Here is a 17,872-nt window from a genome sequence, read left to right as displayed (position 1 = left end):
AGGAGCGGCGTCGCGCCGCTCTGGAGGAACCGCCAGTCACTCTCCGCAAGGTAGCCTGTTCTTGGTTCTCTTCGGCTAGACGAGCCCTACGGCGTCGGGAGAGCTGAGACAACCTCGCAAACGCCGTTTCTCCCGACGCCGTAGGGCTCGTCTAGCCGGAGAACCGGTGAGGCTACCGTGCACCAAGCGATGAAGGTGATGCGCTTGGAGCCTCTCTTGGCGACATGAGACAGCGATCGACGGTCCGGCCTCCTCAGGACAGATCGCTTCCATCGTGACTCACCACCACGCTCCCACCGAGACATGACCGCGAAGATCGACGCGACCGTTCAAGCCCGAGCCCCCGTCGTTCTCCCCATCACGACGCCGCCTGCCCCCGGCGGCGCGGCGGCCCGCGGCGTAGGCGCAGAAGCGCGCCGGCTCGCCCACGAGGAGCGCGTCGCCCGCTGGAAGGCGATCGACGAGGCGGGCGGGATCGACGCGTGGGTGAGCGCGGAGCTCACGTCGAAGGGCGCCCTCGCGACCGGCGATCCCAAGGCGATGTCCGACCGGGAGCGCGCGCAGTGGAAGGAGCGCAAGAAGGTCGAGGCCAGGGAGCGCCGCTCGCTGCGCCGCCTGGCCTGGGAGGCCTACGTCGCCACGCACGTCAACCACCTTGGCGCGGGCGTGCACTGGAGCGACCGTGTCGGGCCGGACAGGCTCGATGTGCCCGGGCTGAGCGAGCGCGCGCGGGCGCACGGGCTCCCCGACCTGCCGGGCGCGGCCGAGCTCGCGAGCGCGCTGGGGCTGTCGATCCCGCGGCTCCGCTGGCTCGCGTACCACCGGGAGGTCGACACGGGCACCCATTACCGGCGGTGGCACATCCCGAAGCGCGACGGCAGCGCGCGCACCATCTCGTCGCCGAAGCGGGATCTGAAGCGCGCGCAGCGCTGGGCGCTCCGCAACCTGTTCGAGAAGCTGCCGGTCCACGCCGCGGCGCACGGCTTCCTGGCGAGCCGATCCATCGTCACGAACGCCGCCGCGCACGCCGGCGCCGACACGATCGTCAAGGTGGATATCAAGGACTTCTTCCCGACGATCACGTGGCGCCGCGTGCGCGGCCTGCTCCGCAAGGCCGGCGTGGCCGAGGGTCCCGCGACGCTCGTGGCGCTCCTCTCGACGGAGGCGCCCCGGGACGTCGTGCAGTTCCGAGGGCAGACGCTCTACGTGGCGACGGGCCCGCGCGTGCTCCCGCAGGGCGCGCCCACCTCCCCGGCGATCACGAACGCGATCTGCCTGCGGCTCGATCGGCGCGCGTCCGGCCTCGCCCGCAAGCTGGGGCTTCGTTACACGCGGTATGCTGACGATCTCACGTTCTCCTTCCGCGCGCCCGAGGCGCCCGGCCTCGCCGACGCCGCGCGGCCGCGCGCGCCGGTGGGCGCGCTGCTCCGCGGGCTCCGAGAGATCCTGAGCTCGGAGGGCTTCCGGCTGCATCCGAGCAAGACCGTGGTGATGCGCAAGGGCAGCCGGCAGAAGGTGACAGGCCTCGTCGTCAACCAGGCGAGCGAGGGGGCGCCGGCGGCGCGCGTCCCGCGCGAGCGGGTGCGCGCGCTGCGCGCGGCGATCCGCAACCGGGAGCTCGGGAGGCCAGGAAAGGGCGAGACGCTCGCGCAGCTCAAGGGGCTCGCGGCGTTCGTGTACATGACGGATCCGGCCAAGGGGCGCGCGTTCCTCGGGCGCATCGAGGCGCTGGAGCGCAATCAGCCGGCGCCTGCCGGCGAGGCGGGCTCTCCCGAGGCGCGCCCCGTGCTCACGTAGGGCGGGCTACCCCGCGGCTGAAGAGCCCCGGGCCGGCGACGCGGCGTCGCAAGAGCCCCGCCACGACCCGCTCACCCGCGTGCTCCTCGCCGCGCGTGACGGCCGTCCGTAGGTCGACCCCCGGGTGCCTCTGCTGCACCGCCGACAGCGGCAGCCGCAGCAGCAGCCGCCGGCCACGGCTCATCGTCAGCTCGAAGGGGGTGTCCGACTGAAACCACGCGAACGTCCCTTCGCGCAGGAGTGCCCGGCGCCCCGCCTGCACGATCACCCCCTCCCCCTCGGCAACGGCGACGATCTTGAGCAGCCCCGTGGAAACTCTGGGCTCGCAGCGGACCTCGAACGGCTCGGCGCCGAGCCAGAGCAGCTCGCCAGGGCCGGCCCGCACCGCGCGCTCGAGCATCGACTCCGGAGGTGTCGCCACGTGGGTCAGTTCCATCGTGGACCATCCGTCGCGTCGAATCGGGCCAGGCGAGAGGAGCCCCGACACACCACCTTGAGGCCAGGCGTTCGGCGCCGGAGGAACATCATGTCTGCCGCCCAGATCATTCGCGTGCCCATTCTACCCTTTCGCATGCTCAACGCCCACCTGCTCGTCGGCGCCACCGGTTGCGTGCTTGTCGATGCCGGCGTGACGGACGCGGCGCCCAGGGTGGGCGAGGCGCTGGCGCGCGCGGGCCGCGGCTGGTCCGACGTGAAGGCGATCGTGGTCACTGCGCCGTCGGCGTCGAGCTCACGCGGCTGGTCGACGAGGGAATACAGACCTTCTACCTGGGCCACGGAGGGCCGCTCGGCGCTGACGAGGTGCGGCGGCACGCCCGCGTGTTGGCCGGATCCATCGCCGGCGTGCCCCACCTGCAGCGGACGCCCCAGCTGCGGTGAGCGACGAGACATCGGCACACATCGTCTGTCTTCACGCGCCGGTGATGCTCGGCGTGAACCCCACGGACTGGTTCTCGATCGTGGTGGCCGGGGCTCGTCTACGATTTCGGCATCGGGTTCAACTTCGGCGGGCTGTCGAGCTACAAGGACCTTCAAGAGCCGATGTGACGCGCCCGCCGGACTAGCGGGCTGGGCCGGTCGTCGAGAAGAGGCGGATCGCGTCCTTCGGGGTGCGCATCGTGACCATGCTCGACAGATCGATGCCCAGCGAGGTCATCGTGTGCGCGACCGCTGGCTGGATCCCGGTGATCGCCGCGCGCGCGCCGAGCAGGCCTATCGCGCGGACGATGCCGACCAGCCGGTCGGCGGTGCGCGTGTCGATCGTCTCGAGCGCCGAGAGGTCGAGCACGACGCTGCGCACCTGCCGCGTCGCGATGATGTTGAGGAGGCGCTCGGTGAGCGTCGCCGTCCGCTCCTCATCCATGGCGCCGATGAGGGGCACGCCGACGACGCCATCGGCGACCTCCAGGATGGGCGCGGAGAGCGCCAGGATCTGCCGGTGCTGCGCCTGGATGACGGCGAGCCTCCGGTCGAGCTCCGCCGCGAGCGCCGACTTCTCGTCCGCCTCGCGCCGGGCCGCCGCGGCCATGGACTCGAGCTCGCGCGCCGAGCTCTGGAGCGCGTCCTGCGCCCTCTGGCGCTCGGTGACATCCACGCAGAAGCAGGCGACCTGCACCTCGCCGCTCCTGCGGAGGATGGGCTTCTTGACCGTCTCGTACCAGTGCACGTCGCCGTTCGGCCGCGTCTCCTTCTCCTCGATGACCACGGGTTGTCTCGTGTCGATGACCTGCCGGTCGACGCTTGTGAAGCCTGAGGCCTCATCGACGCTCGCGGTGAGCTCGTGCTGGGACGCGTGGACGACCTGCGCCGGCGTCATCCCGTAGCAGCTCGCGAGGGCGCTGTTCGCCATGACGTAGCGGCTGCGCCGGTCCTTGATGAACATGAGGTTGGGCGCGAGGTCGATGAAGTTGCGCAGGAGCTCCAGCTCCTCGGCGAGCGCCTCCTCGCGGCGGCGCTGCGGAGCGTCGTCGGCCGCATGAGCGTGGACGAAGACGAGCGGCTCTCCCTCGGATCTCGAGCACCGCAGGAGCGTCCAGCGCTGCGGGCTCGCCCCGTTGCTCGCCGTGGCGTCGATCTCCGCCCGGCTCTGGGCCCCGCCGAGCACCGCGCGAGCGGCCTCCTCCGCCTCGGGCACAAGCAGCGCCGCCTCTCCAAACGTGTTGCGCCAGGCCAGGTTGGCCTCCCGCAACCGGAGGTTCGCGTCGAGCACCGCGAGCGGTTCAGGAAATGCGTCCAAGTCTGCGTGCATCCATACCTCCCCCGCGGCCCGTGCGGCGCAGCAGACGCACCATGCCGCATCGTTGAAGATGCCTGTGCTTCAGCGCCTTGTCTACGGCGCGCGCCGGTGCCCGCGACGAAAGCCACCGTCCCTCACATCGGAGGTTCCGTGAGTGACGGACGGGCGAGCGGTGCTGGACGGGCTGGGCCTGGTTCGCGATGTAGAGCGACAGACCATGAAGGGGCAGGACTCTGCCCGTCCACGGCGTTCCCATCGACGGCTGTAGAGTACGTCGTGGGCGTGGCGTGGACGTGCTCGCACCTACGCGAGTCAGGAGAGCGACGCGCGCGCCGGGTTCGCGATGGCTGACTACGGCGCTGTCGGGTGCGGGGCCTGGCTCCCCTTCAAGGGCAGCCGCGCCGCGGGATCGCCGAGGAGCACATAACCCCGCAGATCGTTGCGCAGCATGAACGCGCTGCCGCGCTGCATGGGATCGACCGGAGAAGGCCGGTTCCACACGCGCGCGTCCTCCTCGGCGTTGTAGCCGCAGAGTAGCTCATCGTTGACCTCGCGGTAGGAGCGCATCAGCGCGTCGAGCGCCACGCCGGCGCGGCTGCCGCGGGCCATGGCCTGGATGCTGCTGAAGATCCGGGAGGCGCGGCTCTGGGTCATCCTGTTGGGATCGACGAAGCCAAAGGTCCAGGCCAGATCCAGATGCGCTATCACCGAGAGCGGCCCCTCTGGATTCCGGAGCGCGGCCTGCGGCAGCGCGGCGAGGAACGGACGCTCGCCGCCCTGAGGCAAGCTCGCCAGCACCCGCTGGACCTGGCCGCTGTAGGCGCCCTCGCGCGCGAGGAGCGAGAGCCAGGGATAGAACGCGCTCTCCTTCGGCGTCCCGGCCCCGAAGCAGGCCAGACAGAACCACAGGCCGCCTGGGAGGAAGGGCGCGTGTTGCAGCATGTCCGCCGTGAGCAGCGGCGCGGAGCTGCCCTGTGCGCCCACGAGCAGCGCCCCCTGGAGCGCGCGCTGCTGATCGACGGAGGCCCACCCGCCACGGGGTCGGCCGAGCCCGTGGCTCACGGACAGGAGCACGGAAGGCCTCGGCGTGCTCCCCGCGCGGAGGAGATCGTCTGCGCTGTCGGCGCCGGGGATCTCGATGATGTTCGCGGCCGGGAAGGGTCGCCTACCTTGCCTCTGCGCCATCGTGACGCAAGGCTCGGTGAGCAGGCTGCGGCCGAGCTGGGTAGCGGCGGTGCCGTCGTCCGCGACGAAGAACAGCGCGTCGGGCCGGTCGTGGCCAGAAGGCTCCTTGGCCCAGCGCACCACCTTGTCGGCGTACGCGGCATAGCCGCTGGGATCCGACTTGCCGTCGGCGCCCGCGATGTGGAGACGGCCGACGAACGCGCCGTTCGCGAGGACGTGCTGGAGCTCGGCGGAGACGGCGTCGAGATCCCCGAGGAGGAGCAGATACCGGGGCCTCTCCTCTTCCGGAATCGACTCGTCGCACAGCATATCGGTCTTCCACCGGGCCGCTTCGGCCATGTCCATTCCAGGCTTGACGCGGTAGGGTCTCACGGGCGCCCCCTGCTCCGCCTCCCTGAGCCGGAGGAGCAGCGCGATCGCCTCGAGCGCCTCGTCGCCCAGCGCGCCCTCGGGCGCGATCACCGACCAGCGCTGGAGCGCGAGATCGTTGGGATCCGCGTCGGGCGCGTCGAGCGAGAGCGCGTCCACGCCACGAGGCACCTTTTCCGGCCGCAGCGCGCTGCCCGCAGCGACCTCGGGCAGGCCCGCCGCGAGGATGGGGCGGAGCTCGATGGCGTCCGCGAGCAGGAGCTCCAGGGTGCTGGGGAGTGCGGCACTCATGGCGGTCGCAGGGTGCCAGGGGCACACCGGTGGGTCAATGCAGCCGACGCCACAGCGTCGTACCTGGCTCGCTCACAGGGCACGCCAGAGCCGCCGTTGCAATACCGGTTCTAACGAAGAACGTCGTCGCCCGCCCAGCCGGTGATCACGACAAGGCGCGTCACACGCGCCACACGCACCACACGAGCAGGAGCGGACTGCACCGCCCGCACGGTACCGCGATGTGCGCGCGAAACCTATGCGAGCGCACCGCCCATTGGTGTAGCCTCGGAGGTCATGCCCATGCCGCGAGGTGCTCCGCATGCCGATGGAGATTGACCTCACCCGCGCTGATGCGGAGGTGCGCGCGAGCGCGCGATGGGGCGACGAGGCCCAGAGCACCGCCCACGCGCTGGGCGCCGACCTCGACATCCACGCGCTCTCCCGTTTCACCACCGCCGTGAGCGCCGCCGCCAGGGATGGCCGGCCGCTCACCGCCGACCTGCTCGCCACGGCGCAGCTCCTCCAGCGCGCCGTGCTCGCCGGCCTCGATCCGCTGCGAACCGGCATCGCCGCGACGCCGGGCAATCCGCTGCTGGTGCGGCTCTGCGTGCAGGATCCGGCGCTCCAGGCCGTGCCGTGGGAGGCGCTCTGCAGACCTGGCGAAGCGATGGGGTTCTGGGCCAGCTCACCGCTGCTCCTGCCCGTGCGCGGCGTGAAGTCGGATATCCCCTGGCAGCCCCGTCCCGTACGCTCCGTACGCGGCGCGGTGAGCGTCCTCGCGGTCGCCCCCAGGGGAGGCGCGGGCCTCGAGGCGCTCCGGATGGCGCTCAGCGAGCGGATCGACACCGGGGAAATCGAGTGGCTCCCCCCGGTCGTGGGGCCAGCCGCGCGCAGGGATGCCCTCTTCGATCGGCTCGGCCGCGAGCCGATCCCCCACGTGCTCCACTTCCTCGGGCACGGCGGCCAGAAGAACGGAGGCCCTGTTCTGCAGCTCGGCGATCAGGACGGCGAAGAGCACTGGCTACCCGTGGAGCTGCTCGCCCAGAAGCTCCAAGCGAGCCTCAGCAGCTTCCTTAGGCTCATCGTCCTCGAGGCGTGCGAGGGAGCCCGCCCCTCGGCGTTCGCCTCCGCCGCGGAGATCCTGGCCCGGGGCGGCGCGGATGCCGTCGTCGCCCACCTCTGGCCGGTCAAGGCCCATGTGGCACGGGCGTGCTCTGCGGAGTTCTACCGCGCGCTCGCCGCCGGCTCCCAGAGCAAGGGCGACGTCGCCTTCAGCATGAACGAGGCCCGGCGCGCGATCCTCGGCGACTTCGACGGCAGCGCCGAGGCGTTCTCGCCCGTCGTGTACCTCCGCCGCCCCGATAACAGCGTCATCTTCGATTTCAAAGGGCGCAAGATCGAGCGTCCAGCATCGCGCCCCGCGCGGCCGGTCGCGAACGGGATCGCTCCGACCCTCGCACAGATGCTCGACAAGCCGTTCTCGCTGCTGCTGGGCGATCGCTTCCGGGAGCAACGCCCGCTGCTCTCAGGCTTCCGTGACAAGCTTCACAAAGAGCTCCTGAAGAAGGCGCCCGCTCCGGCGGCTCCCGGGCTGTCCATGAGCTCCCTCGCCCAGCGTGTCGCGCTCCACCACGGGGTGTCCAAGCTGGACACCGCCTTCCGGACCACGTTTCGCGGCGCGCCCCCCCCACCCTTCATCGACGCGCTGGCGCGCGTCGTCGGCTCAGGCGTGCACACGACGCTGCTGCGGCACCCGTGGCTCGAGCACGCCGTGGCCGAGAAGCAGCCGAAGCGCCCGATCTACGTGTTCCAGCAAGGAGATCGAGGCGTGCTGATGCTGTGCCGCGAAGCGGACAGCGAAGAGTGGGCGGAGCTCGACGAACCGCCCGCGGTGCTCGACCCGGAGAAGGCGATCGTGATCTTCCGGCCTTACGGTGGCTTCACGCCGCTGCAGGACCCCAACCGGCCCTTGATGACGGAGGACGACTACCAGCTCGGCCTACTCAGTCTGGGCGACGCGCTTCCGGACGCTCTGGTGAACGTGATCCGGAGCACGCTGAACTACCGCCCCACGCTGCTCGTCGGCATGTCGATCGTCACCGGTCACCACCGGCTCCTGCTCCACCGCCTTTATCCCCGGGGTGTTCCGCACGGCAGCCTTGCGGTGCTCGATCCCGAAGACGCCGAGAGAGAGCTCTGGAAGAACGGATCGGGCTTGCCGGGCAAGGACGAGGGCATCGAGGCGATCGAATCCTCCATGGAGGACCTCGCCGAGGCGTTTGAAGAGAAGGGCGGCTCGTGAGCGATCCTCAGGAGAGCGCGAATCCGTTTCCCGGCCCCACGCCGTACCGCGCCGTGGATCGCCATCGTTTCTTCGGCCGCGACGCGCTCGTCGCCCAGCTGTCGCACCAGCTCCTCGCCCACCCGTCGACCACGTTGTACGGGCCGTCGGGGGCCGGCAAGTCGTCGCTGATGCAGGCCGGGGTGATCCCCCGGCTGGAGGAGACCCACGACTTCCAGGTGGTGCGCGTCCTCGGCTGGCCGCCCAGCGAGACGCCGCTCCCGTGGCTCGTGCGCGCGGTCTTCGAGGACCTGGAGCTCGGTGTGACCCCTCAGGACGTCCCGCCCCTCGAGGCGCTCGACCAGGCGATGGTCCTCGCCGAGTGCCGGAGCGAGCAGCCGATCCTGATCTACCTCGACCAGATCGAGCAGCTGCTCTTCCCGGACCGCGCCGAGGCCGAGACCGCGGCGCTGATCGACGGCGTGCACCGGCTCGCGCGGACGCCGATCCAGAGGCTGCAGATCGCGCTGTCGCTGCGGGAGGATTACCTGGGGCGATTCCGGGATCGCGCGCGCGATCGCAAGGAGCTGCTCGCGCAGGGGTTCCGGCTCGGACCGATGACGGTCGGCGAGATGGTCGAAGCGGTGTGCCGGGCGGCGGCCGAGGGGCAGCCGCCGCAGCGCTGGGACGAGGAGCAGCTCCGCAGGCTCATGCTCGAGGTGCGGATGCCCGGCGAGAGCGAGCTCGTCACGGCGGAGATCCAGGCGGCGTACGCGCAGATCGTGTGCCGCGCGCTGTGGAAGGAGCGCACCCAGGGCGGCGCCGAGGGCGTGTTCAAGGCGGAGTCGATCCTGCGCCGGTACTTCGATGCGACGCTCGAGGAGCTCGGGCTGCTGGCGCCGGAGGCGCAGCGGCTGCTCGAGCATCAGCTCGTCACCGGGGACGGCAGCCGGACGCTGCGCACCGAGAAGGAGCTCCTCGGCTTCATGCCCGCGGAGAAGCTCCGGCCGATCCTGAGCGCGCTGGCGGACGCGGCGATCCTCTACGCCCAGGCGCACCAGGGCAGTAGGTATTTCGAGATCGGCCACGACTGGCTGGCGAGCAGGGTCCACGAGCAGCGGCAGAAGCGCGAACAGGAGGAAGAGCAGCGGCGGCGCGAGGAGGCCCTGGAGGCGGAGCGGCAGCAGCGCGAGGACGCCCTGAAGGCCGAGCAGCAGCGGCGCGAGGACGCCCTGAAGGCCGAGCAGCGGCGGCGCGAGGAGGCTCTGAAGGCCGAGCAGCAGCGGCGCGAGGAGGCTCTGGAGGCGGAGCGGCGGCGCGAACGAGAGGAAGCCGAGGCGCGGTTCGCCAAGGTTCGGTTCCTCGCGCTCACGGCGCTCGCGGTGGCGGTGGTCACGGCGGTGATGGGGCTCTGGGCGCTCAAGCAGCAGAAGCTCGCGGACAGCGCCGAACGTACTGCGATCAAGGCGAGGGAAGACGCAAGGAGTGCGGCCAGGGACGCAGAGGCAAAGCAGACCGAGGCGCACGATGCGCGGCTCCTCGCCGGCTTTCGCAAGCTCACCAGCCGCGGCCAGCTCGCTTGGGCGACGAAGCTCTTACCCGAGGTGCGGGAGCCCGAGCGCGTGCACGGCTGGGTCGCGCTCGCGAACGAGGCCCTCGGCACGAACGCGCTCGCGGTGACCCTCCGCGGGCACAAGAGCGCGGTCTGGGAGATCGCCTGGAGCAGCGACGGCAAGCGGGTCCTGACCACCTCGGCCGACCACGTCGCGCGGCTGTGGAGCGCGGACGGCAAGGGCGGTCCGGTGGTGGTCGCGCCACAGGCGGGGCCGATCACCGTCGCCGCCTTCAGCCCTGACGGCACCCGCGTGCTCGTTGGCTCGGAGGACGGGGCAGCGTACATGTGGAATGCCGACGGCTTGGGCCAGAGCGTCCGGCTCGTGCCGCCGCGACCCGCCAAGGAAGGCCGTCCGCAATCCGTCACGGCGGGGGCGTTCAGCGAGGATGGCAAGCGGGTGGTCGTGGCGCTCCTGTCGCACGACGACCCGAAGGTGACCGCGCTGGTGCTGAGCCTGAACGCCGACGGCGCGAGCGAGGTTGCGAAGTTCTCGGACCGGACGGCGCCGCTCAGGGTCGCGGTATTCCATCCAGACGGCGAGCGCGTGCTCACCGTCTCGCAGGACGGAGCGGCGAAGCTGTGGAGCGCCGACGCCCCGACGAGGCCGGTCCTCTTCGAGGGGCACAGCGGGCCTGTGACCTTCGCCGCCCTGAGCCCCGACGGGACACGCGTTGTCACGACCTCGCGCGACAAGACAGCGCGCATCTGGGAGCTGTCGCGCGCCACCAGGCCGATCGTGCTGAAGGGACATGAGGGCGGCGTTCGCCATGCCGCGTGGAGCGCCGACAGCAGGTTCGTCGCCACCTCGTCCGACGACGGCACGGCGCGCGTGTGGAGCGCCGACGGCAAGGGCGAGGCCGTCGTCCTGTCCGGGCACGCCCTCGCCGTGACGTTCGCGGCATTCCGACGGGATGGAAGGTACCTGGCCACCGCCTCGCTCGACCAGACGGTGCGCATCTGGCCCGTGGAGGGGGGCGCGCCGCTCGTGATGAGCGGACACGAAGCGCCCGTCCGCTCGGTGGCATGGAGCCCTGATCAGACGCGGGTGCTCACCGGCGATGGGGACGACGGCGGGCGCCCGCTCGACGCGACGGCGAGGATCTGGCGTCCGACGCAGCTCGCGTCGCTGCCGCGCGAGCGACGAGCCTTCTACCATTCGGCGTTCATCGGCGCCGGGGGCGACATCGTCTCGGCGTACGACGACGGGAGGGTGCGTCGCCTTCGGGCGGGCGAGGCCGGCGAGCCGGAGGAGATCTTCGACGTGGGCGAAGGATCGGCCGCCACGCGGCTCCAGGACGACAAAGCGTGGGTCGCGAGCGCAGCGCTGAGCCCCGACGGCACGCGGGTCGCCGTCGCCTTGTTCGACGGGACGGCACGCGTCGTCCAACTCGACGGCAAGGTCGCGGAGGTGAAGCTCCCCGGCCACAAGGACGCGGTGCGCGCGGCGATCTTCAGCCCAGATGGGACGCGCGTGGTCACCGTCTCCGACGACAAGGACGCGTTCATCCATCGCCTCGACGGATCGGGTGAGCGGCTGCGGCTGTCAGGGCACGCCGACGGCCTCACCTCGGCGGCGTGGCGCCGCGACAGCGCGAGGCTCGTCACCACGTCGAGGGATCACAACGCGCGCATCTGGCGGACCGACGGACAGGGCGAGCCCGTGGTGCTCAAGGGACACGAGGGTGCCATCCACGCGGCGGCATGGAGCCCCGACGGGAAGCGCGTTATCACCGCCTCGGAGGACAACACCGCCCAGGTCTGGGACGCGGACAGCGGCGCTCCCACGGTGGCGCTCGATCACGGGAGCCCGGTGCTGCGCGCGATCTGGAGCTCTGACGGCGCACGCATCGCCACCTCGTCGCTGAAGGGGGGGTTGCGCCTGTGGGACGCCACCAGGTTCGATGAGCCCATCGAGCTCGATGTCCCGGCGCCCGCGCTGGCCATGGCATTCCTGGACGGTAGCCAGCGGCTCCTCGCTGTCACGGCCGACAACACGACGCGCACCTGGACCCTCGATATCGGCCTGTTGAAGCAGGGGCTGAAGGAGGCCAATGTGGATTGCCTCCCTGCGGAGACGCGGGCCCTCTACCTCGCGGAGGGCGAGGACGTGGCGCGGAAGGCGTATACTACGTGCGAGCAGGATCGCCAGCGAACTCCCAGGGAGGGTCAAGGGCCATGAGGGCGGCGATGCGCAGGGTTGCCTGGACGGGGGGAATGTTGATGTTCCTCGCGGCCTGCGAGAGGCCGGCGGGAGACGCCGGCGCGGCACCGCCGGCGGCTTCGGGCGCTGCCCTGGAGAAGGGCGCGATCGGCGAGAGAATCCTCGCCAGGCCGGTGCAGCGAGCGCGGCGCATGGCGCGCGCGTCGGGCGAGCACCGGGCCGTGCTCCTCGTGGTGCCCGGCGACGCGTCGGTGACGGTGGACGGTCAGCCGGCGCGGCGGACGGATGGCGTCGTCGAGCTGGTCGGCAAGGTCGGCAAGACATGGGAAGTCCGCGTCTTCAAGGGGGAGAAGCACATCGACAAGACGGTTACCCTCGAGAAGTCCGGAGCGTCGCCGGCGTTTCTGGACCTCAACGCGCCCGCGCCGCCCCCGCCGGGGGCGCGCAGAGCAGCGACGCCAAAGCAGAGGGATCCAGACCGGTTCGACCAGTACGAAGAGCCAGGGGAACAAGCGGAAACAACACCATCTCCTTCAACGCGCCCGAACAGGAACCCAAGCTCTACAACTAAAGACCATCATCCACATTGAATCGCATGCCTTCAACAGGCGAACCACCTTTGCGAATCACCAGGTGGCACGTACAGAGGACGAGGCGTGAAGCGGCTGTGTCAGAGAGGTAGACGGACGTGAACATGACTGGTCGTGTTGCTGGGTGGGTGGCGACTGGATCCGCAGTTGCCGCGGTGCTGCTGATGGCGAGAGCGGCGAAGGCGCAGGCTCCGCCGTCCGCGGCGCCGAGTGCATCTGCGACGGCGATGGATGACACCGCGCAGACGGACGCCTCGAAGAAAGCCGATGCAAGTGCGCACTTCAAAAGGGGAATGGAACACTTCGATGCGAAACGGTGGGGTGAAGCGTACGAGGAGTACAAAAAATCGCTAGAAATCAAGACGACGGCAAAGGCGATGACGCAGGCGGCCTCCTCGCTCCACCAGCTCTATAGGCATGACGAGGCGCTGGCCCTGTATGAGAAGATGCTGCGGGAGTTTCCGAATGCCGAGCCCGCGTTCAGGACTGCCGTGGAGACCAGCATCGCCGAGGTCTCGAAGTTTGTGGTGAAGCTAACGATTGTCGGCGACACACCCGCCGGCGCGCGCCTGTACATCGACGATCGGCAGCGCGGGAATCTGCCGATATCGGAGCCGCTGAGCGTCGCGGTAGGCGTCCGCAAGATCCGCGTGGAGCAGGACGGATTCATGCCCATCACCGTGACCGAAGATATCAAGCCCGGGCAGAAGAGCGTGGAGCTGCGCGCGACATCGAGGAAGGGGATACTCTCGGTGAGCGAGAAGCACGGTTGGACGCTGGAGGTGGAGGTCGATGGGCAGCGGCTCGGCGTGACGCCATGGAAAGGGGTGGTGGATGCGGGCGAGCACCGGGTGCAGCTGCGCGGCTTCGTGGGGCTCCAGGCGCTCGAGGAGTGCACGACGCCGGAGGCGGGCGCTTCCGGAGCGGTGAAGGCGCCGCGTGAGGGCGCGCAGATGGCGTCGCCGGTGCAGACGGCGACCGTCAAGCTGTACGAGGTGACGCCGGTGGTCCTGAGCGCGCAAGACGTCGACGCGTCGCTGCGGGTCGAGTCGACGCCCAGCGGAGCGTACGTGACGATCGATGGCAAGGTGGTGGGGCGCACGCCGTGGGAAGGGCGGCTCCTGCTGGGCGAGCACGCGGTCGAGGTGCGCGCGGCGGGCTTTTTGCTCGCGAGGCAGTCGGTGCGGTTGGAGCGGCGCAAGCAGCGGGAAGTGCAGGTGGTGCTGGAGCGCGAGCCGGACCCGGAGGGGGAGCGCAGGACGAGGAACATCGCGGTGGGGGTGGGCTATGGGGTGGGGACGCTGGGGCTCGGGCTGCTCGCGGTGACCGGGGGTCTGGCGCTCAAGGAGGTTGGCGAGGTCCGATCGAGGTGCGGGGGCACCTCGTGCCCGCAATCGGAACGCGATAAGCTGGACGAGGCAGGCGACCTCGCGACGCTGGCGACCGTGGGTCTCGTCGTGGGGGCCGTCGGCGTGGCCGCAGGGACCACGGCGCTGTTCGTGCTGCAGCCCAGCGGGGGAGAGCGGCGCGCCGGCGCGCCCGGCGGCGGCGCGAAGCCGGCGGCCGGGGTGGCGTGGCGTGCAGGCGTGGGGCTCGGGCGATTCGAGATCGAAGGGAGGTTCTGATGAGCAAGCTGCGAGCACGGTACGCGCGGGCCGGCGTCGCGGTGGCTGCGATGTTCGGCTGCAGCGCCGCTCTCCTGGGGTGCAATTCGGTGCTGGGCATCGAAGATTTCGACGTCGCGGGCTGCCCGAGCGCCAGCGCGCGCAGGTGCCTCGACAGCAATACACCGCAGGTGTGCGGCCCCAATGGCACGTGGGAGAGCCAGCCGGATTGCGTCGAGCAGGTCTGCGACAACGCGTCGGGAACGTGCGTCGGTGAGTGTGCGCCACCCGCGACGCAGTGCGCGGGCGATGTGCCCCAGGTGTGCAGCAATGCGGGGCGGTGGGAGAGCAGGCAGCGGTGCGACAACCAGACGTGCAGCAAAGAGCTGGGCGCGTGCATCGGCGTCTGCGCGCCGGCGCAAAAGCATTGCCAGGGGAACACCCTACAGCACTGTGACGCGAACGGGCAGTGGGAGGACGAGAGGTCGTGCTCCGACGAGCGGACCTGTAACGCCACCGACGCGGACGGGTGCGTCGGCGAATGCAAGGCAGGACTGAAGCAGTGCACCGACGACAACGCGCTGCAGGAGTGTGGCACGGACGGGCAGTGGCGGGACCCGAAGCCATGCGGTGAGAAGACGTGCAGCGAAGAGCTGGGCGCGTGCATCGGCATCTGCGCGCCGACGCAAAAGCATTGCCAGGGGAACACCCTACAGCACTGCGACGCGAACGGGCAGTGGGAGGACGAGCGGTCGTGCTCCGACGAGCGGACCTGCAACGCCGCCGACGCAGACGGGTGCGTCGGCGAATGCAAGGCAGGACTGAAGCAGTGCACCGACGACAACGCGCTGCAGGAGTGCGGCATGGATGGGCAGTGGCAACCCCCGCACCCATGCGGCGAACAGACGTGCAGCAAAGAGCTGGGCCTTTGTATCGGCATCTGCGCGCCGACGCAAAAGCATTGCCAGAGGAACACCCTACAGCACTGCGACGCGAACGGGCAGTGGGAGGACGAGAGGTCGTGCTCCGACGAGAGGCAGACATGCGACGACGCCGACGCAGACGGGTGCGTCGGCGCCTGCGCGCCGGAGCAGAAGCGGTGCGCGGGCGGCGTGCCGCAGCAGTGCGAAAAGGGAGCGTGGGCGACCCTCCCGGCGTGCGGCGGCCCTACGCATTGCTATGGTGGCGACTGCGTGGTGTCGTGCGCGCCCGGTTCGGACGTGTGGTGCTTCGGCAATACCCCGCATATGTGCAACATCAGCGGCAATTGGGCCGCCGGCACGACGTGCGAATCCAAGACGTGTATCGAAGGCGTCTGCGAAGGAGAGTGCGCGCTCCGGGATGCGCGGTGCTCGGGCAATACACCACAGACGTGCGACGAGCGCGGGCGCTGGAAGGACCGGACCGAGTGCGAGAGTTCGTGCGAGGCTGGCTCGTGCCCTGGACGAAGCTGCGAGGGTCTGCCCTTGAATTGCGGTCCGGAGAGGAACGAGAGCTGCTGCCTGAGCCCCGTGGTGCTGGGAGGCAGGTATCACCGGTTCGACGACAGGAACCATCCTGCAACGGTGAGTGACTTCCGGCTGGACCGATTCGAGGTCACGGTGGGACGGTTCCGGAAGTTCGTGGAGATGTACCCCGCAAGCAGGCCTGCGGCGGGAGCTGGAGCGCATCCGCTGATTGAGGGAAGCGGCTGGCCGATGGATTGGGACGCAGAGCTGCCCGCGGATCGAGAGACGCTGGAAGCGCAGCTGGCGTCCTGCATGAGGCCCACATGGTCGATGGGGAGCGAGAACCGGCCGATGAACTGCCTCACATGGTACACTGCGTTCGCCTTTTGCGCGTGGGATGGCGGGAGGTTACCGACGGAGGCGGAGTGGAACTATGCCGCGGCAGGAGGAGGCGAGCAGAGGACGTATCCGTGGTCGACGCCGCCATCGTCGACAACGCTCGACTCGTCGCATGCGTTATACAACTGCGACGGCTGGACGTCGTGTCAGTACTTTTCAATCGAGAATGTAGGCTCAAAATCGCCGCACGGCGACGGGAAGTGGGGACAATCAGATCTCGCAGGAAGCATGTGGGAGTGGAATCTCGATATATTTTCCGATTACCTCGCAGAGATCGAATGCAACGATTGCGCCTACCTTGGCTTTGGCACGGATCGGGGGCTCCTCGGCGGGAGCTGGAATACGAGCGGGTCACCCCTGCGCTCGTCCACACGCAGCCACGGCAACCCGCGGAATCGCAACGTCGAAGGGAATTTCGGCAGCAACGTGGGCGTCCGGTGCGCGAGGACGCCGTGAACCATGCGACGAGATCCCCCGCAAACATGAAGGCGGGAACGAAGACGCCAACCCTCTCCCCCCCGTGTCAGAGAAGTTGTCGCCCGGTCTGATCCGCTTACGGAGGATCAGGCCACCGTTGTCGGGGAGCGGAGACAGGCTTTGAGGTGAGAGAGTACTCAGAATCCTTCAAAAGAAAAATCGTCCAGCGGCTTCTCGCTCCAGGAGGACCGACGGCGGTGGCGCTGTCCGCCGAGACGGGGGTGCATCAGACGACGCTCTCGCGCTGGCTTCGCGATGCTCGTAGCGTGGCGCCCATGTCCGACGACGCTCGCCGCTCCGCGCCTCCGCCCCCTGCCGTCGCTCGCCGCCCCGAGGACTGGACCCCGGAGCAGAAGCTGCGCGCGATGACGGAGGCGGCGGCGCTCTCCGAGCGGGAGCTCGGCGAGTATCTCCGCCGCGAGGGATTGCATGAGGCGCAGCTCGCCGAGTGGCGCAAGGCTGCGCTGGAGGCGCTGGGCGGGCCGGCGAAGGCAGGTCACGGCCCGGCCCCGTCACGGCGCGTTCGGGAGCTGGAGAGGCAGCTGCGGCGCAAGGACAAGGCCCTCGCCGAGGCGGCGGCGCTGCTGGTATTGCAAAAAAAGTCCAAGCAATTTGGGGGGACGGGGACGACGACACGGATCCGGAGACCGACAGGTGACGCTCGAGCTCATCGACGAGGCCGTGCGGGGCGGCGCCACGCTCGAGGCGGCCTGCAGCGTGCTCGGGCTCAGCGCGCGGACCGTGGCCCGCTGGCGAGGGGAGGCCGGCGGCGAGGACGGCCGAGCCGGACCGCACCACGCCCCGGTGCACAAGCTGACCGAGGTGGAGCGCCGGCGCATCGTCGAGACGGCCAACAGCCCCGAGTTCCGCAACCTCTCGCCCAAGCAGATCGTTCCGCGCCTGGCCGATCGTGGCGTCTACATCGCTTCGGAGTCGAGCTTCTACCGCGTCCTGCGCGAACATGGGCTGCTCGCGCACCGCAATCCGGCTCGACCGGCAAGCGCCCATCGTCCTCGCGAGTTCGTCGCCAAACGACCCAATCAGGTGTGGTGCTGGGATATCACCTACCTGAGGAGCGCGGTGCGCGGAGCGTTCTACTTCCTGTACCTGGTGGTGGACGTCTACAGCCGCAAGATTGTCGGCTGGTCGGTCGAGGCCGAGGAGTCGATGCTGGCTGCCGCTCGCCTCGTCGAGCAGACCTGCGGCCGCGAAAACGTGGGCTCTGGCTGCCTGGTGCTGCACGCGGACAACGGCGGCCCGATGAAGGGCTCGACCATGCTCGCCACCCTCCAGCGATTGGGCGTCGTGCCCTCGTTCAGCCGCCCTCGCGTCAGCGACGACAACCTCTACGCCGAGGCCCTTTTCCGCACCCTCAAGTACCGGCCCGAGTACCCACGCCGCCCTGGACGCCGATCGGCCCTGTGACCCTCAACCCCC

General features: G+C 69.9%; 10 protein-coding genes and 1 pseudogene. 8 read left to right on the top strand and 3 right to left on the bottom strand.

Translation table 11 applies throughout. The annotated features are described in order from the left end of the window. The first annotated feature begins 303 nt into the window (after positions 1 to 303). Entirely contained in the window at positions 304 to 1,797 is a 1,494-nt protein-coding gene (locus WMF39_RS10340) for a reverse transcriptase family protein (RefSeq protein WP_437745368.1), read from the top strand. Here the strand turns inward: WMF39_RS10340 and WMF39_RS10335 are convergent. After that, a complete protein-coding gene (locus WMF39_RS10335) occupies positions 1,790 to 2,233 on the bottom strand; it encodes a hypothetical protein (protein WP_437745367.1) in 444 nt (147 codons plus the stop codon). The two genes, WMF39_RS10340 and WMF39_RS10335, sit on opposite strands and share 8 nt — an antisense overlap. Positions 2,234 to 2,323: 90 nt before the next feature. On the opposite strand from WMF39_RS10335, the pseudogene WMF39_RS10330 reads away from it, so the two are divergent. Then, positions 2,324 to 2,449, top strand: a pseudogene (locus WMF39_RS10330) (MBL fold metallo-hydrolase); the annotation flags it as partial. Positions 2,450 to 2,857: 408 nt separating this feature from the next. On the opposite strand, the gene WMF39_RS10325 reads toward WMF39_RS10330, so the two are convergent. After that, a complete protein-coding gene (locus WMF39_RS10325; RefSeq protein ID WP_437745366.1) occupies positions 2,858 to 4,045 on the bottom strand; it encodes a PAS domain-containing protein in 1,188 nt (395 codons plus the stop codon). 339 nt (positions 4,046 to 4,384) lie between these two features. Continuing rightward, positions 4,385 to 5,878: a hypothetical protein gene (locus WMF39_RS10320; protein ID WP_437745365.1), complete on the bottom strand. Its 1,494-nt coding sequence runs from the start codon at positions 5,876 to 5,878 to the stop codon at positions 4,385 to 4,387. Between the two features lie 301 nt (positions 5,879 to 6,179). Here WMF39_RS10320 and WMF39_RS10315 point away from each other — a divergent pair, with 301 nt between their 5' ends. From WMF39_RS10315 to WMF39_RS10290, 6 genes are all read left to right on the top strand, one after another. Next, positions 6,180 to 8,162 (top strand): CHAT domain-containing protein, encoded by a 1,983-nt coding sequence (locus tag WMF39_RS10315; protein WP_437745364.1) that lies wholly within the window; start codon positions 6,180 to 6,182, stop codon positions 8,160 to 8,162. Beyond that, positions 8,159 to 11,935, top strand: coding sequence for an nSTAND1 domain-containing NTPase (locus WMF39_RS10310; RefSeq protein ID WP_437745363.1), 3,777 nt, complete (start codon positions 8,159 to 8,161; stop codon positions 11,933 to 11,935). Before WMF39_RS10315 ends, WMF39_RS10310 begins: the two co-directional genes overlap by 4 nt. 8 nt (positions 11,936 to 11,943) lie before the next feature. Beyond that, positions 11,944 to 12,507 carry a hypothetical protein gene (locus WMF39_RS10305; RefSeq protein ID WP_437745362.1) on the top strand — a complete coding sequence of 188 codons (564 nt, stop codon included), beginning with the start codon at positions 11,944 to 11,946 and terminating at the stop codon, positions 12,505 to 12,507. Between the two features lie 293 nt (positions 12,508 to 12,800). Further along, positions 12,801 to 14,132 carry a PEGA domain-containing protein gene (locus WMF39_RS10300; RefSeq protein ID WP_437745361.1) on the top strand — a complete coding sequence of 444 codons (1,332 nt, stop codon included), beginning with the start codon at positions 12,801 to 12,803 and terminating at the stop codon, positions 14,130 to 14,132. Further along, positions 14,132 to 16,414, top strand: coding sequence for an SUMF1/EgtB/PvdO family nonheme iron enzyme (locus WMF39_RS10295; RefSeq protein WP_437745360.1), 2,283 nt, complete (start codon positions 14,132 to 14,134; stop codon positions 16,412 to 16,414). Before WMF39_RS10300 ends, WMF39_RS10295 begins: the two co-directional genes overlap by 1 nt. A gap of 450 nt (positions 16,415 to 16,864) precedes the next feature. Then, a complete protein-coding gene (locus WMF39_RS10290; protein ID WP_437745359.1) occupies positions 16,865 to 17,860 on the top strand; it encodes a DDE-type integrase/transposase/recombinase in 996 nt (331 codons plus the stop codon). Positions 17,861 to 17,872: the final 12 nt, after the last annotated feature.

This window comes from Sorangium sp. So ce1504 (assembly GCF_051521635.1).
Lineage (GTDB): Bacteria > Myxococcota_A > Polyangia > Polyangiales > Polyangiaceae > Sorangium > Sorangium cellulosum_B.
The sequence above is the reverse complement of the archived record's forward strand: the minus strand, read 5'-3'. Positions and strand labels throughout refer to the sequence as shown.

Coding starts and splice junctions, on each gene's coding strand:
- WMF39_RS10290 (WP_437745359.1), top strand. CDS start 16,865: ATGAGGCGCAGCTCGCCGAGTGGCGCAAGGCTGCGCTGGAGGCGCTGG.
- WMF39_RS10325 (WP_437745366.1), bottom strand. CDS start 4,045: ATGCACGCAGACTTGGACGCATTTCCTGAACCGCTCGCGGTGCTCGAC.
- WMF39_RS10340 (WP_437745368.1), top strand. CDS start 304: ATGACCGCGAAGATCGACGCGACCGTTCAAGCCCGAGCCCCCGTCGTT.
- WMF39_RS10300 (WP_437745361.1), top strand. CDS start 12,801: ATGGAACACTTCGATGCGAAACGGTGGGGTGAAGCGTACGAGGAGTAC.
- WMF39_RS10320 (WP_437745365.1), bottom strand. CDS start 5,878: ATGAGTGCCGCACTCCCCAGCACCCTGGAGCTCCTGCTCGCGGACGCC.
- WMF39_RS10335 (WP_437745367.1), bottom strand. CDS start 2,233: ATGGAACTGACCCACGTGGCGACACCTCCGGAGTCGATGCTCGAGCGC.
- WMF39_RS10315 (WP_437745364.1), top strand. CDS start 6,180: ATGCCGATGGAGATTGACCTCACCCGCGCTGATGCGGAGGTGCGCGCG.
- WMF39_RS10295 (WP_437745360.1), top strand. CDS start 14,132: ATGAGCAAGCTGCGAGCACGGTACGCGCGGGCCGGCGTCGCGGTGGCT.
- WMF39_RS10305 (WP_437745362.1), top strand. CDS start 11,944: ATGCGCAGGGTTGCCTGGACGGGGGGAATGTTGATGTTCCTCGCGGCC.